This window comes from Paenibacillus sp. FSL H7-0350, from assembly GCF_038593195.1.
Classification (GTDB): Bacteria; Bacillota; Bacilli; order Paenibacillales; family Paenibacillaceae; genus Paenibacillus_AQ.
The window spans coordinates 3,039,818-3,054,837 of the sequence record NZ_CP151972.1 but is presented as its reverse complement, the minus strand read 5'-3'; the positions used below and the strand labels follow the sequence as shown (position 1 = coordinate 3,054,837).

Here is a 15,020-nt window from a genome sequence, read left to right as displayed (position 1 = left end):
TATGATTGAACTACGGAATGTGTACAAGACGTTCACCCGCAAAGAGGTGAAGATAGAAGCGCTGAAGGGGATTAGCCTGAAGGTTGAGAAGGGCGATATCTTCGGGGTCATCGGCTACAGCGGAGCCGGAAAAAGCACGTTAATCCGCCTGGTCAATTACCTGGAACGGCCGTCTGAGGGCCAGGTGCTGGTAGACGGGTACGATCTGGGAGCATACAGCGACAAAGAGCTGCGGGCAGCCAAGAAAAACATCGGCATGATTTTTCAGCATTTTAACCTGCTGGAGTCCAAAAAGGTGTTCGACAATGTGGCTATTCCACTCGTGCTGCTGAAAAAGAGCAGGGCGGAAATCCGCAAGCGGGTGGAGGAGCTGCTCGATTTCGTCGGACTAAGCGACAAGGCTGGAAGCTATCCAAGCGAGCTGTCAGGCGGACAGAAGCAGCGGGTCGGGATTGCCCGGGCACTTGCCTCGAATCCTTCGATACTGTTGTGCGACGAAGCTACTTCCGCTCTGGACCCGCAGACGACACAGTCCATCCTGCAGCTGCTCAAGCGGATCAACGCGGAATACAACATCACGGTGATGATCATCACGCATGAGATGTCAGTGATTCAGGAGATCTGCAACAAGGTAGCCGTGATGGAAGAGGGACGGATTATCGAGCAGGGCAGCGTGCTGGATGTGTTCGGAGAACCGAAGCACCAGACAACGCAGAATTTCGTCAAGACAGTCATTCAGAACAGCATGACCACAAGCGTCCGCAGAACTCTGAAGACTGAGCAGGGGAGCCGGGTGTATAAGCTGAATTTTGCCGGGGAGAGCGCTTCTGAGCCTGTGCTGTACGAGATTATCCGTACCCACGGGGTCAAGGTCAACATTCTTTTTGCGAATACGACAGAGATTCAAGAGACGACGCTCGGCACCATTATCGTACAGCTGCAAGGTGAACCGGCCCAGATGGAAGCAGCCTTGAATTACATGAAGCAGCATGAGGTCCGCATAGAGGAGGTGAAGTCCTATGTTCTCGACATCGATCACAAGTGAGCAATTCCTGAAGGCGATTATTGAAACGATTCAGATGGTGGGCGTATCGCTATTCATCGGCTCGCTGCTGGGTATTCCGCTGGGCATCCTGCTGGTTATTACCCGTCCGGGCGGCGTGCTGGAGAGCAAGTGGCTGTATACCTTACTGAATCCCTTAATTAACGTTATCCGTTCGGTTCCGTTTATCATTCTGCTGTTTGCCATTATTCCGCTAACAAGAGCAATTGTTCATACCTCGATTGGGACTAGTGCGGCAATTGTTCCGCTAATTATCTATATCGCACCCTATATCGCACGGCTGGTCGAGAATTCGCTGCTGGAAGTGAATCCGGGCATTCTCGAAGCTGCGGAAGCGATGGGCGCAACACCGCTGCAGGTCATATGGTATTTTATGCTGCCGGAAGCGGTGGGCTCGTTAATTCTCTCCCTGACCACAGCGACGATCGGGCTGATCGGGGCTACGGCAATGGCCGGGGCAGTAGGCGGCGGAGGGGTCGGCGACTTGGCAATCGTGTATGGTTATCAACGTTTTGACGAGGTGGTCATGTTCGCGACGGTCATTATTCTGATCATTCTGGTGCAGGGTATTCAGTCCCTGGGCAACACATTGGCGCGCAAGATTCGCCGTTACTAGAGATTACGAGGCAAAGGGGATAGGCAGATGAGTGTATGGAGCAAGCAGGAGCGTTTTCAGGCGATCTTATCCGGGGAACTTGCGGACCGGCCGATTGTCAGCGGGTGGCGCCACTTTATTGACAAGGAGCAGAATGCGGAGGACTTGGCGTCGTCTACGATTTCTTTTACGGACAAATATAATTGGGACTGGGTCAAAATCAACCCGAGAGCGACCTATCTGGCCGAAGCCTGGGGAAATGAGTATAACTTCGCAGATTACCGGACGGTATTCCCGAGACAGCTGACTACGGCGGTTCCGGCTGCCGCGAATCTCTGGGATCTTGAGGTGAAAAAAGCCGCGCAAACCCCTTCGCTGCTGGAGCATCTGGAGGCCGTAAGGAAGATCCGCTGGGGCTTGCCAGATACGCCGCTGATTCAGACGGTATTCTCCCCGCTCACGGTATTGCTGTTCATCGTAGGACGTTCTGCTTATGTTACGGAGACCGTATTCGGGATCGAGCAGCCGGTGACGCTGGAATCACTCTTCAAGGAACACCGTGCCGCCGCGCATCATGCCCTGCATGCGATTGCCTTAACCTTGGCCGATTATGTGCAGGAGCTGCGGCAGGCGGGATCAGATGGTCTATTCTATGCGGTGACAGGCACAGCCCACCCCGGTTTATTCGATGAGGCGATGTTCGATGAGCTGTCCAGACCGTATGATTCTATCGTGCTGGAGGCGGCGAGCTACGGCAAGAATATTTTACATACCTGCGGTGCTCATGCCCAGCCTGCGAAATTCAATGATTACCGGATTGACGGAATCAGCTGGGATACGGTAGCGGAAGGCAATCCCGGGCTGGACGCCGATCTCAAGGCCACGAAGGTGGGCGGAGTGGATCACGGGCTGTTTGCCGGAAATGATCTGGATCAGATTGAACAACAGGCGAAGGAAGCTTTGGCCAAGATGAAGGGTCAGCCGTTTATTCTATCGCCAAATTGCGCCATCCCGCTGACGGTTACAGACGAGGCATTAGTGCATTTTAAAAACACAGTATTAGGATAGGGGATGAGAGTGATGAAAAAATTACTGGCGGTTCTACTGATTAGTTCGATGGCGGTGCTGGCAGCTTGCGGTAACAATAAGGAAGCGGCAAGCTCCGGGGACAAGAAGGAAATCACAGTCGGATTCGGTGTAGGTACGTATGAGGAGCAGTTCCGGCAATCCATTCTCCCGATCCTGGAAGGAAAAGGGTATACTGTAGATATCAAAACCTTCTCGCAGAATATGCAGGTCAACCCGGCGATGAAGGAAGGCTCGATTGACGCGAGTATCTTCCAGAGTACCGCCTACATGGATGCGATCAATAAGGAAATTGGCGGCGATATGGTAGGTATTGCTTATGTTCCAGGCGCACCGCAGGGGCTGTACTCGGTTAATCACACGACGCTTGACGATGTGAAGGACGGCACTACCGTTGCGATTCCAAACGACCCGGTTAATCAGGAGCGCGCGCTGCGGATTCTGGAGGAGCTGGGTTGGGTCAAGATCAAAGAGGGTGCCGGGGTAGCGGACTTCAATGTGAACAGCGTGGAGCCGGACAAGTTCAAGATTGACCTGAAGGTGCTGGACCCGGCGCAGATTCTGGTCTCGCTGCAGGATGTTGACTATGGTGTGGTGAACGGGAATTATATCGCTAACGCTCCCGACCGCAAGATTACGGATGCGCTGAAGATTGAGAATACGCCTATGCAGCATAGAATCATCGTATCGGTGAACAAGAAGGACCAGGAAGCCCAGTGGGCCAAGGATCTGAAGGCTGCCTATGAATCCAAAGAGTTCGAGGAATACATCCTTGGACAAGAGAAATATGCCGGGTTCATACTGCCGGAGGCTTGGGCTAATAACTAATCTAATCAGGGAGTGAATGGAAGTGTCAAAAGGCAAGATTCATTTCATTGGCGGCGGGCAGATGGCGGAAGCGATCATCCGGGCCTGCCTGGCAGGCGGCACGCTGGCTGCCGGTCAGATCAGTGTGTCAGATATTAATGAGGGCCGGCTTGGGCTTCTAAAAACTAAGTATAACGTAGACACGGAGCGCGCGCAGGAAGAGGCGCTCTCCGGCGCAGAACTGATCGTCATCGCTGTTCGTCCGCAGGATGATCTGGCTGCACTTGGAACTCTGATCCGGCAATCCGCCTCACAGTCTGCGGTCATTGTATCGATTGTAGCGGGGGTAACGATTGCCCAGCTTGGAGATTATTTCGGAGCCGAACGCCCGATTGTCCGCGTTATTCCTAATACTCTAACCGATACCGGTTACGGATACAGCGGTGTAGCCCTGAATGCAGCCGCATCGCTTAAGCAGGTAGAAGCATTCCTGCTTGGCTTCGGCAAGGTGCAGGTTCTGGACGAGTCCTACATCGATATCTTCACCGGCTTCGGGGTTGCCGGACCGAACTATATCTATTATTTCATTGAGTCGTTCACGGATGCCGGAGTCCTCGCCGGATTGCCGCGGGAACAAGCCTGGAAGGTGGCGCTGGAGAATATGCTGGGAGCAGTAGCGATGCTACAGCAGACTGGCCTCCACCCGAGACAGCTGCTGGACATCAACAACTCTCCTGGCGGGGTTGGGATGCACGGGCTGTACGAGCTGAATAATAGTGACTTCGCAGCCGGATTACAGCGGAGTGTATTGGCGGCTGTTAAGCGGACGACAGAGCTGGGAGTGAAGAAGTAATGAGCCTGCTCAAATGGGATCATCTGGTGCACTATGTCAACGATCTGGACCAGCCGGTGAAGCTCTTCGCGGAGCATGGCCTGACGGCCTTCCGGGGCGGATCGCATAAGGATTGGGGAACGTATAACGCCTTGAGCTATTTCGGGCTCACCTACCTGGAGTTCCTCGGGATTGAGAATCTGGAGCTGGCGCGTGCGACCAAGCATAATGTGGTTGTGCGGGATGCCGTTACCGTTCTGCCGGAGCATGAGGTATTAAGTAGAGTGGTGCTGCGGACAGATGATATTGAGGCAGTAGAGGGTACACTGAAGGCTGCGGGATTGGCGCTGTCACCCATTATTGACGGCCGGCGTCTGGACAACCAGGGGCGGTTAATCGAGTGGCGGATGATGACCATTGACGGCGACTTTCAGGGACTGGTCTATCCGTTCATTATCCAGTGGAGTCAGGCGGATGAGGAGCGGCTGGACAGTCTGAACGCAGCTGGAATCAACCAGCCCCATCCTGCCGGGAAGGTGGACATGACGGGCGCTGTCTTCCGTGTCTCCGAGCCTGCCGCTGCCGCTAACCATTGGAGTGAGCTGTTCGGCTTGCCCGTTACCGGGCTTGCGGACGGCAGCTACAATCTTAAGGCAGGAGATCAGCAGACCTTCAATTTCGTGCAGGGCATGCAGAACCAGTTCAGCCGGGTCGTTCTCCGGACCGATTCCCCTCAGCTGAAGGGACAGACGCTGACTGTGGGTGAAGGCGAGTACGTGTTTGAATAAATGCAGGACAAGCGTATGGGACAGACGCTGACTGTGGGTGAAGGCGAGTACGTGTTTGAATAAATGCAGGACAAGCGTATGGGACAGGCTGGTTGCCGTAATTAGCGGTAGCAGGCCTGTCTTGTTTGTGTTAAAGTGTGACACAAGAATGAAGTAAGGAAATAAATGGAGAATGGAGGCAGCGGATGCAGAAGCTATTTGAGTATAACTGGCAAGTGCGCCAGGATTGGTTCAACTGGTGCAGCGGAGTGGACAGGGACGAATTGATGAAAAAGCGCACCGGGGGCTTAGGCTATATCCTGCCCACGTTGTATCATATTGTTGCGGTTGAATACGGCTGGATCTGCGGAGGGATTCAGGAGAGAGCCATTGAAATTCCATCGTTTGAGGAAGTAGCCAGCCTGGAGCTGGTACAGGATTTCTCCGCCCGCTGCCATGCGGAACTGGCTCCGTTTGTCTATGGGTGGTCGGAGGAGCTGGAAGACCGGATCATGGTTGATATTACAGATGAAGGTGAACGCGAGCCTCACCCCTACGGAGAAGTGATGCGGCACGTGATCGCTCATGAGATCCATCATATCGGCCAGCTCTCGGTATGGGCACGGGAGATTGGCAAGCCGCCGATTACGGCTAATTTGATTGGCAGAGGGTTGTTTGACAAATAAAAGAGTAAGGAGGCCGCAGAGATATGGAATTTGAAACAGCAAGGCTGGTGATCAGAGAGTTCACTCCAGAGGATGTAGAGCAGGTGCATGAGTATGCATCTGATCCCGCAGTAGTGACACATTCGATCTGGGGGCCGAATTCACTGGAGGATACCCGCGAATATATCCGCCATACGCTGACATTGCAGCGGGAGGAGCCCCGCCAGGGCTTCGAGTATGCGGTGGTTCTGAAGCAGAACGGGCGGCTGATCGGCGGCTGCGGCCTGCATATTACCGGAACGAGGCAGGGAGAGATCGGCTATTGCTACAACCGGCTGTACTGGGGACAGGGCTATGCTACTGAGGCTGCTGCTGCACTGCTGGACTGGGGCTTCCATAAGCTGGAGCTTCACCGGATCTATGCGACCTGCCGCCCCGGGAATATCGGCTCCGCCCGTGTGATGCAGAAGCTAGGCATGACATACGAAGGGCATCTTAGAGGACATATGTATCATAAAGAGAAGTGGATGGATTCCTATCAATATTCGATTCTGGAGGATGAGTATAGGAACAATCGCGGAAGCGAATAAGTTGCCTCAGCTGAAGTGGTTGTTCGCACCTCTATGTTACCAAAGAGTGGTTTTATGTTTGTTCTTTTGCAAAGAGGCTGTTCCTCGGTCATCTACGATGACTCTTGGAACAGCCTCTTTCAATTCCCTCTCTCAGCCCGCTTCAAGCGTAAGAGGCTGAATTTATTCAGCCCTGAACTATAGTTCAAGCATCCGATAGATCAGCATAGCTGCTTCGGCACGTGTCGAGGAGGCAGCGGGCATGAGATGCTCTTGTGCATCTCCTTTAACGAGACCGGCGGCGGTCAGGGCGGCGATATCATCTGCCGCATAGCTTGCAATTTGCTGGTGATCGGTAAAACCTTTTAATACAGAAGAAGTATTCTCCCCTGGATTCATGCGCTCTACTGCCCGCAATGCTCTAGCTGTCATAACGAACATTTCTTGCCTGGATACCGGTACATCCGGCTGGAATAGACCTCCCGGCAGGCCTGTAATGATGCCGAGCTTCTGGGCAGTCATAAGTTCCTTGTAATAATAATTCCCCGGTGACACATCCGTGAAGCCCGGCCCCTCTGACGCTGTAAGCTCCATTCCCCGGACTAAGAGAATCGCAAATTCTGCGCGGGTAACGGACTGCTCCGGTCTGAACTCGGCTGCTGAGATGCCTTGAATAACCCCATTGGACGCAAGCACTTCAACTGCGGACTTGGCCCAGTGGAATGAGTTGATATCCTGGAAGGTCTTATGATGATAGACCGCTGCATACTGGCCAGAGGCTTGTGTTGTTGAGAAAATGGCCTGCCGCGTATCTGCGTTGTACTTCCCGTGTATCACTGGCTGGATGATTCCCTGTTCTTGGATACCCCATACAACAATATAGGCATTATCCGCTGCAGGAACAGCGGGCGGATGGGGGATTCCGATCTCTATAGCCGATTGAAGACGGTCAGGCTGCAGTGCTGCTCCATCCAGTTGAAGCCCGTAACCGATAAGCGGGCTGTCTCCCAGCTTGGCTTGCAGCTTCCCGCCGGGAGTCATGCTTCTTAGCGATAAAGTAATGGTCTTTACGCCGTCAAGCGCCTCCGCTGCGAAGATACTGTCAAGTAATCCAATGGTCGCTAAGGAAGAACGGATCTCAAGCTTGAGGGGAGCGTCTCCTGAACGAAATGCCACAGCAGGGAGGCTTAACTCGACTTCCTTCATATCCTGTGCCGTATCAGCAGTGAGTTGAATCCGCAAGGTCTTGGTACCTGTGGAATCGGCTTTGGCTACTGGAACTATTCGGTGCAGAGCGGATTCGCTTAACCGGGCTACTGCTTTTCCTGTGGTCAGACTTAAGGGTAACTCAATGCTTACGCTGCCGTCCAGCAAGAGAACCGCCGGAATAGAGTCGTAGTCGGCTGATCCAGTGCCAGAGCTGCTAGTATTAGGTGCAGATGTTGGACTGGGTGTGGCAGAAGGAACAGGTGCAGCGGAAGGACTTGGTGACGGCTGGGTCCCCGGCTCTGGCTCCTGTACTTGATTCTCAAAAGGAATAAACTTCAGAAATTCCCCCCAGATGATATTCCCCTCTGCATCCCGCAGATAAGAGGTCACCGGCTGCAGACTTACGAAGTTGGCATCGGTCAGCTGCTTGCCTGACTTGTTGACTGACGCGGTACCATTGTACATGAAGTTATTCTCCGCTGCTAAGGAAGCCGGATATTGATCCTTGCCGATGCTGCCCGACTGGTAGGATACAAAGCCGTCAATCTTAAAGTCTGGAGTAATCTGACCATATGTGGTGAAGCTCAGGTTGCCGCGGGTGTTGTTATAGCCGATATTGTTGACCGCAATAACTCCAGGATTACTGTTGCTGGTGAACCCGTAGGCACCGTTGCCGAAGGCGACCGAATTACGGATGATATGCGCGACATGAATGCCTTCTCCGCCGAGCTTGAATCCGTTTTTATCACCGGCCCCAACGGTTCCGTCCGTTAAATACCCGTTGTTGAAGGCGGCGCTGTTCTCGATGAGTACCGGACCGATGGCACCCGAGCCTGCTTTGGTGTACAGATCCCAGCCATCGTCAATATTATTATGCGCCAGGCATCCTCTGAAAATATTCCCGGTGCCGGAGGTTAGCTTGGCCGCAAAGCCATCTGCGTTATTGTCAGACGGATCGCGGTTATCGAAGGAGGTGCTGTTCAGAATTAAATTGTAGGACGGCCATTCCGCCAGGTCTTGTGCGGTTCCGTCGGTGCGGCTGATTTGCAGGCCGGTGTCGCCGTTAGCATAGAAGCGGCTATTCTCAACGATATTATGGTTACCGCCAACCGTGAATCCCTTAGTATTGGCAGCCGAGCGGGTGAAATCTAACCCCTTCACATGCCAGTAGTCCCCACTAAGCAGCACCCCTTCTGTTTTTTTGTCAAAATCGATAATGGGCCTTGCACCGGGTGCCGCTTCCAGAACCTTTCTGGCAGCTTCGGTACCATTGTTATACTTCTGAATGACCAGCGGTGATTTCCGCACGTAATGCCCGTCAATCATAATGATATGCTGTCCCGGCTTCACATAATCAATCGCGGTATCAAGATCCAGCGGGAGAGCCATTGTCCCGTCCCCGGCACTTGTTCCGGCAGGCGATACATAGATGTCTTCCCCGTTGCCATAGCTGTTCATATTAACAGTGAAGTTGCGGACAATTGTATCGTAAGCGGTCAAGTACTGGGTATCCTCCGGCCAAAAAACAACACTGAAGTTCGTATCCCCATGTCCGCTGAGTACCGCAGGAACCGCCAGACGCTTATCGGCTGTTGCAGCTACATCCTGTGCGATAATCCTGGAGCCCTGCTTCACCGTTACGGTTCCGTTCACGTTAGGGCGGACAATCACTTCATATTCGGGTGTAGATGCTTTGCTTCGGGACAGTATGCTCAAATCTGGTGTTACAGGAGCCGCGGGTGGCTCCACCTTAGGCGCATCAGTAGCAGCGCTTGTCACTGTCAACTGGATATTGCGGATATCTATCGTAGCCAGACGGGCCGCATAGAAGCCGACATACATCGTGGAATCCTGTACGCTAAGAATATCCGGCTCGAAATGGATAGCCTCCTGCTCCGAATTGATCCGGCCTGTGAAGCCGCTGTTCGTCTTGGACAACGTTAAGCGGTATGGTGGAGCAGGGGCCGTGTTGCCGGGTGCAGGCCGCTCATTTTTGAGCATAATTGTCTTAATGCCTTCGCTTCCGCTTCCATCCGGCTTCTCGATACCGGAACGGACGAACAGCTGGGTACCCAGAGCGCTTCTTGTCCCGCCGCTGTAGCCGCCGATGGCAGCGATATTCGATGCGAATACACTCGAAGTTCCGGGTGTCCCGATTGCATCCCGCGCCATGATCCCGAAGGATTCTTGCCCGTCATAGGGGGTTTTGGCAAAGTTCAGCACCTCAATATCCGCTGATAGCACGAAGTTATCTTCCAGGGCATTAAGCTCTGTGTAGTAGAACGTTATGCCATCGTGGTCTTCTGTGACCTTACCGCCGCCTTCCAAGGCGATCACCCGGAGCGTTCCGTCGTCCTGAGCGACGACTTTGTTATTCGCAGCAGACGTAGACTGGCCGAAGGTGATACTATGCCAGACGGGCGAGGTCTTTTCTTTTACCGTGACAGGATAAGTAATTGGCTGTATGGATGAATCATCGGGGATAATCTTAACCGGATACACTCCTGCGAGCCGGTTATCGAATTTAGAGCTGTCCAGCGTGAAGCTGCTTAGCACCTCCCGGTCAGCGTTGTCATATACCTTCGATACGACCAGACCACTGCTGTCAAAGGGTTCGTCTACAAAAAAGGTGGCTCTGGGATAGCCGGTTACCTCGATGCCGGTCAGCTCTTTTATTCGGACTTTAACCGTGAAGCTTGCCGTTAATTCCTTGTAGGTTACCTTGATCTCCTTGTCTCCTGGGTTCAGGGTGTCTAGGGGAGAGACGTGATATTCGTCCTTGGCCAGCCTGACCTGGGAATGATCAGAATAATGGGCGTAGAGGGAGATTCCTTCCAGCTGAAGGGTATCACCGATGTAATAGACAGTCTGCTTAGGCTCATGTCTTATTTCTAATTCGGACAGGGTAGCATCAATAACCTCAAGCTTCAATGCTGTGGTGACAGCCGGGGTCTCTGTGGAAGCGATCAATAGATTATAGAAGCCCGGCTCAGCAAAAGTATACGGAAACTGGTCTGTTACAGGATGGCCGTTAATGGAGAGGGTGTACAGATCATCAGCCAGTTCCTTGATCAGGTAGCCGTTATTATAATGGGCAGCAAGAATAAGTCCTTGTGGATCAAAGGAATCGCCCGGATAATAGACGGTTTTGACAGGCTCGTATTTGACGGATAATGAGCTGACGGTCAGCGGGATGATTTGCAGCGGAATATTAACAGAGGCACCGTTATAGTTAATCTGGATTCGATTCTCCCCGGCTGTGCTGCTGTCAAACCCGGTTACAATGTACTCCTCAGAAGACAGAGTGGCCTCACTGTGATCGGAGAATACAGCCTTCACGATAAGCCCGGTCAGATCTAGTGGTTCACCCACCAGATAAGAGCTCTTCGTCATCCCGCCCGTGTCTGCAGACAAGCTTGTTACACGTTTGGTCTCGATCTGAAGGTCCAGCTCACCGAAGGTTACGGTTGCATCCCGGGAGACATAAATCCCGGCAAAGACCGTATCCGTAAAAGTATCCTCCAAGGTTACGATTTCGGTCTGGCCGTTAACACTCAGCAGATAGGTATCGCCCGATTTCCGGAGGCTGAGATCGTAGACTTCGCCCGCAGCAGGGGCGCTCAGCCCGGCGAACGGATTCAGCTTCACTTGCGCCGTTTTTTTATAAAAACCCTTCATCACCAAATCTAATGCACCGGCCGCAGCATAATTGGAGGTGGTGGTGCTTGAACTTCCATGAGGATTAACCGAATCCCTTAACATAAGGCCAAAGGATTTCTGATTAGGCGCATTGACGCCGGAATTGCTGTTAAAGGCAATAACTGTAGCCCTGGCGCTGAGCTCAAAGTTCGCGCTGGCCGGAAGCTCCCGGTAATAAAAAGAGAGCCCCTCATCGGTGCCTGAAATTTTGCCGCCATAAGTAGTCAGCGTTACGGTGGAAGGATTCTCTATGGCAGGCTCGGGGTTCTTGCCCGGGGATGTATTACCTCCGAACGCGCTGAAGGCCCAAGGACCCGGAGCTGCTTGTCCGGAAGTCCCTGCTGCTTCTGCAGATAAGGATATAGGAATGGATGAGAATAGTAGCAGAACGATTACGAACAGGGATAACAAGCGTTGTAGTTTCTTCACAATGATTACAACCTCTCCTTATATGGGACCGATTTGGATCAAATCTTAAGTCTGATCACTGAAAGTATACGTTGCCCATGAAAAGTACAGCTATAATCAATCCTTCACAACCTTCCATATATTGGACGAATGAGCGAGGATATGAGTTAATGACACTTGGTTTATACATGGATGACGGCGGCACGGCCCCACACAGCAAAGAGCGCACTGCCGCAGGCAGGCGCTCTTTGCTGTGATTTGAGGGATAAGTGATACTGTGCGGTTACAGCAGCATACCCGCTATCTCATTGATTCTTACCGCTTCTTCGGGATCAGCGGTGATCAGCTTCTGATAGACCGCCTGATCCTGAGCGCTCTGCATCCGTTGCTGAACGGCCAGAAGCCAGCGGGCAACCTCCCGGTTAACAGGGTTGTTGTAATCTTCACTGAGGCCTTGCTTCAGTGTGGATTCTGCGGCCTGCATGTCCTGCGACATGTATTGGATCTTCCCGGTGTTCAGCAGCAGTTCCGGTGTCACTGTGACTCCCTGCTGCTGTGCATCCCGGTCTGCGACGGCGTAGGTATAAGCATCCAAGCCGGTTTTGAAATACCGCTGCTTGTTAAGCGTCTCCTGGTCCTTGATCTCCAGCTTGCCCTCAGTCGCAGCTTCCTGCGACCGCTTCAGGGCTGCGGCACCCAGCTCCTGGGACCGGGCAATGACTCCGCTGTACCAGGCGGTCGTCCACAGGCTTCCGCTGTCTGTCAGATCCTCGTATCCGTTCACGAAGCCCTGCTTCACAGCCGCGTCAGCCGCATCCTTGTCCCCCGACAGGAGGTGTACTCTCCCTACGTTCAGGCCAATCGCAGGCGTGACGAAGAATTCTCGGCCCTGAAACTGCTCTGGAGGAAGACTCTTCAGATGCGCAATACCGTCCGTTACATGTGTGTAGGCGGAGAGTGCGGAAGCGAAATACGTCTGTTGTCCGGCTTCATCCTGCTTGGAGTAAGCTTGCAGTCCAAGGAGGGAGGCCCGGCTGATCAGACCGGCATACCAGTTAATATCCCACATGAACTTGTCTGCGTTGTCCAAATAGACATGATAGGCCGCATCACTCTCGCCTTTCAGGTCATAGTAGCTTGCGAGCTGGGTCAGCAGCTCTTTGTTAGACGGCTCATTCTTCAGCGCACGGGTCAATACCGCATAGGCCTCGTCCAGGAACTGCTCGTTCTTCGTCTGCTCATACACTTTTTGGTCCAGCATGGACAGGTATATAGCCGATTCCGTGAGGTATGGGCGGATGTGGAGTGCTTTTATCAAAGGAGCCTTGATCTCCTCATAGGACTGGCTTACTTGGATCAGCTTCTTGGCTGCATTAGCTTCACTGCTTGAACGAATGTAATTTAGTGACAGGAAGAGCAAATAGCCCGTTCCGATTCCGAGTACTGCGAAATAGCCTGCTCTGATCCACAGCTTGTTCCACTGAAGACGGAGCGGCTTGCTCTCCATGGCCACAGCCATTCCCCCCAGAGCGAGGAATACGAGCATACCCATGAATGCAAAACTGAGGTTGAAATCCAGCAGGCTGTGCACCAGAATGGACAAGGCGATAATTAGATAGAAGAATCCGTTGTTATAGTCATCGGTCTCCCGTTTCAGGTACTCCCTGCTGAATTTGTAGAAGATAAACAGGATGAAGCCCATGAACACCAGGAAGCCTACAATGCCCACTTCAATCAGATATTGCAGGAAGAAGTTATGCACCTGGCGGCTCAGATAAGGGTTGTTCTGATAATGCTCATAGAGTGTGGCCCAGCCGCCGCCGCCCGCGCCCAGTACCGGATAATCCTTGACGACCTTCAGGGCATCCTTGTAAAAGGTAAAACGCTCCAGGACACTGTGCTGCCTGAAGTTGATATTCTCCAGCCGTGTTCCGATATTCGCTGGGAGAATATTACGCGCACTGGTGCCAATGAACAGGAAGGCGATGATCGCGACGCCAGCCACCGACACGGCAGGAATCCATAATCCGCTCATCCGGCGGACTTCCAGTCCGCCGAGCTTGCGGCTCAGCCAAGGCGCCAGGTAACGCTGGACCACCAGGCAGAGCACAGCCGCACAAGCGGATGCTCCCAGCAGGTACCCCCAGCCCTTAAGGGCAGCAGAGGAGTTGAACTCCGCATTCAGCTCCAGGCCAAGTCTCGTGACCGGGCTGGTAATCAGCAGAGAGAATAGGCCGGCAATGGCGAGATGGACAATCCACAGAATCTGCTGCACAGGTTTCAGGAAGAGCAGCAGGAGGATGAAGACCACCGGCAGCAGCACCAGTCCGCCACGGGATAAGGTAAGCAGCAGCGAGACGATGATTGGCACCAGCATGAAGCCGTGCATCAGCTGTCCGGCCCGCTTCCGGGAGCGGATCAGCGCGAATACGGCCACGAACAGAAAAGCCATCAGGAAGGCTGCATATGTATTGGCATACTGAAAAATAGAGGTCAGGCGCAGGCCGTTCGAGTCGGTCATGACGGCAGCATTATACTGACCGTTAATTACAGTCTTTGAGAACCAGCCCACCAGGCTGCCGGCCAGCTTCCAGCTTCCGAGCCAGTTGAGCAGTCCAAAGCCGACGATCAGGTAAGCGAGGGCAAGCACTCCATGCTGGATGACGGAATTCAGCCGCTTTTGCCGGAGCAGAAGGATGCTGACGATGAAGACTGCGGCATAGGTGAACTGGGTGAACAGCATGTTCATCGCCATATACCGGGAAGCAGCGCCGAATAGCGACAGCGCATAGGTTAATGGAAGCAGTAGAGCCGCTAGGGTGAGCAGGTCACGCTGTCCCTCAAGCCGGAAGGTTCTGAAATAGAGGACGGCAGTGGCCAGCAGGAGCAGACAGCTTAATAATGCGGCAACATAAATGGGCTTCTCGAACTCCGCCGTCATTCCGTTGAACAATCCGATTTGAAAAGCAGCCCAGCCAAAAAACAGCAGGAACGCAGCGCAAAGCGTCCAAGCTGCTCCTGAAAGCTTGTCCTTAGCTTGAACCGAAGCTGCTTGTTTTCCGTACACAGGTTTCGACACAATAGAATCTCCTTTTTCAAAATATTTGGTCTTCCAATTTATTGCACATACATATTACGGATATAAAGTGAAAAAGTTGTTGTCTGAACGGAAATTTCAAAGATTGGATTGTCTTGCAGGAGAGGGAGGGAGCGAAAAAGTGAGGAATGGGCCGGAACCTGCTCAGCGAATGAAGCAGTCTGTCCGCACAGGCCAGCCTGCTGCAGTTTTCATAGAATAATGTAACGGAGCGAATCTATGA

Annotated in this window: 10 protein-coding genes; 8 read left to right on the top strand and 2 right to left on the bottom strand. The window is 52.9% G+C overall.

The features are described 5' to 3' along the window. Position 1: 1 nt before the first annotated feature. The 8 genes from NYE24_RS13925 to NYE24_RS13890 all read left to right on the top strand — a co-directional run bounded on the left by NYE24_RS13925 (position 2) and on the right by NYE24_RS13890 (position 6,405). Positions 2–1,045, top strand: coding sequence for a methionine ABC transporter ATP-binding protein (locus NYE24_RS13925; RefSeq protein ID WP_342478918.1), 1,044 nt, complete (start codon positions 2–4; stop codon positions 1,043–1,045). Beyond that, positions 1,020–1,679, top strand: coding sequence for a methionine ABC transporter permease (locus NYE24_RS13920; RefSeq protein WP_036701665.1), 660 nt, complete (start codon positions 1,020–1,022; stop codon positions 1,677–1,679). Before NYE24_RS13925 ends, NYE24_RS13920 begins: the two co-directional genes overlap by 26 nt. Positions 1,680–1,706: 27 nt before the next feature. Continuing rightward, complete coding sequence (locus tag NYE24_RS13915; protein WP_342478917.1) at positions 1,707–2,726, top strand: uroporphyrinogen decarboxylase family protein; 1,020 nt, start codon at positions 1,707–1,709, stop codon at positions 2,724–2,726. Positions 2,727–2,738: 12 nt separating this feature from the next. Beyond that, positions 2,739–3,572 (top strand): MetQ/NlpA family ABC transporter substrate-binding protein, encoded by an 834-nt coding sequence (locus tag NYE24_RS13910; RefSeq protein WP_036701659.1) that lies wholly within the window; start codon positions 2,739–2,741, stop codon positions 3,570–3,572. Between the two features lie 22 nt (positions 3,573–3,594). After that, on the top strand, positions 3,595–4,404 hold the full coding sequence (gene proC, locus NYE24_RS13905) for a pyrroline-5-carboxylate reductase (RefSeq protein WP_342478916.1): 810 nt from the start codon (positions 3,595–3,597) through the stop codon (positions 4,402–4,404). Next, positions 4,404–5,171 carry a VOC family protein gene (locus tag NYE24_RS13900; protein WP_342478915.1) on the top strand — a complete coding sequence of 256 codons (768 nt, stop codon included), beginning with the start codon at positions 4,404–4,406 and terminating at the stop codon, positions 5,169–5,171. Before proC ends, NYE24_RS13900 begins: the two co-directional genes overlap by 1 nt. Before the next feature lie 185 nt (positions 5,172–5,356). Continuing rightward, complete coding sequence (locus NYE24_RS13895) at positions 5,357–5,836, top strand: DinB family protein (protein ID WP_036701651.1); 480 nt, start codon at positions 5,357–5,359, stop codon at positions 5,834–5,836. Positions 5,837–5,859: 23 nt separating this feature from the next. Continuing rightward, entirely contained in the window at positions 5,860–6,405 is a 546-nt protein-coding gene (locus NYE24_RS13890; protein ID WP_036701649.1) for a GNAT family N-acetyltransferase, read from the top strand. Between the two features lie 177 nt (positions 6,406–6,582). Here the strand turns inward: NYE24_RS13890 and NYE24_RS13885 are convergent, their stop codons facing one another. Together NYE24_RS13885 and NYE24_RS13880 are read right to left on the bottom strand one after the other, a co-directional pair. Continuing rightward, the gene (locus NYE24_RS13885) at positions 6,583–11,721 is read right to left on the bottom strand and encodes a bacterial Ig-like domain-containing protein (RefSeq protein WP_342478914.1); all 5,139 of its coding nucleotides are present in this window, start codon (positions 11,719–11,721) and stop codon (positions 6,583–6,585) included. Between the two features lie 262 nt (positions 11,722–11,983). Next, a complete protein-coding gene (locus NYE24_RS13880) occupies positions 11,984–14,779 on the bottom strand; it encodes an O-antigen ligase family protein (protein WP_342478913.1) in 2,796 nt (931 codons plus the stop codon). Between the last annotated feature and the right edge of the window lie 241 nt (positions 14,780–15,020).

Excerpts from the sequence above, each read along its gene's own strand:
- NYE24_RS13925 (WP_342478918.1), top strand. The coding sequence starts at position 2 with ATGATTGAACTACGGAATGTGTACAAGACGTTCACCCGCAAAGAGGTG.
- NYE24_RS13920 (WP_036701665.1), top strand. The coding sequence starts at position 1,020 with ATGTTCTCGACATCGATCACAAGTGAGCAATTCCTGAAGGCGATTATT.
- NYE24_RS13915 (WP_342478917.1), top strand. The coding sequence starts at position 1,707 with ATGAGTGTATGGAGCAAGCAGGAGCGTTTTCAGGCGATCTTATCCGGG.
- NYE24_RS13910 (WP_036701659.1), top strand. The coding sequence starts at position 2,739 with ATGAAAAAATTACTGGCGGTTCTACTGATTAGTTCGATGGCGGTGCTG.
- NYE24_RS13900 (WP_342478915.1), top strand. The coding sequence starts at position 4,404 with ATGAGCCTGCTCAAATGGGATCATCTGGTGCACTATGTCAACGATCTG.
- NYE24_RS13895 (WP_036701651.1), top strand. The coding sequence starts at position 5,357 with ATGCAGAAGCTATTTGAGTATAACTGGCAAGTGCGCCAGGATTGGTTC.
- NYE24_RS13890 (WP_036701649.1), top strand. The coding sequence starts at position 5,860 with ATGGAATTTGAAACAGCAAGGCTGGTGATCAGAGAGTTCACTCCAGAG.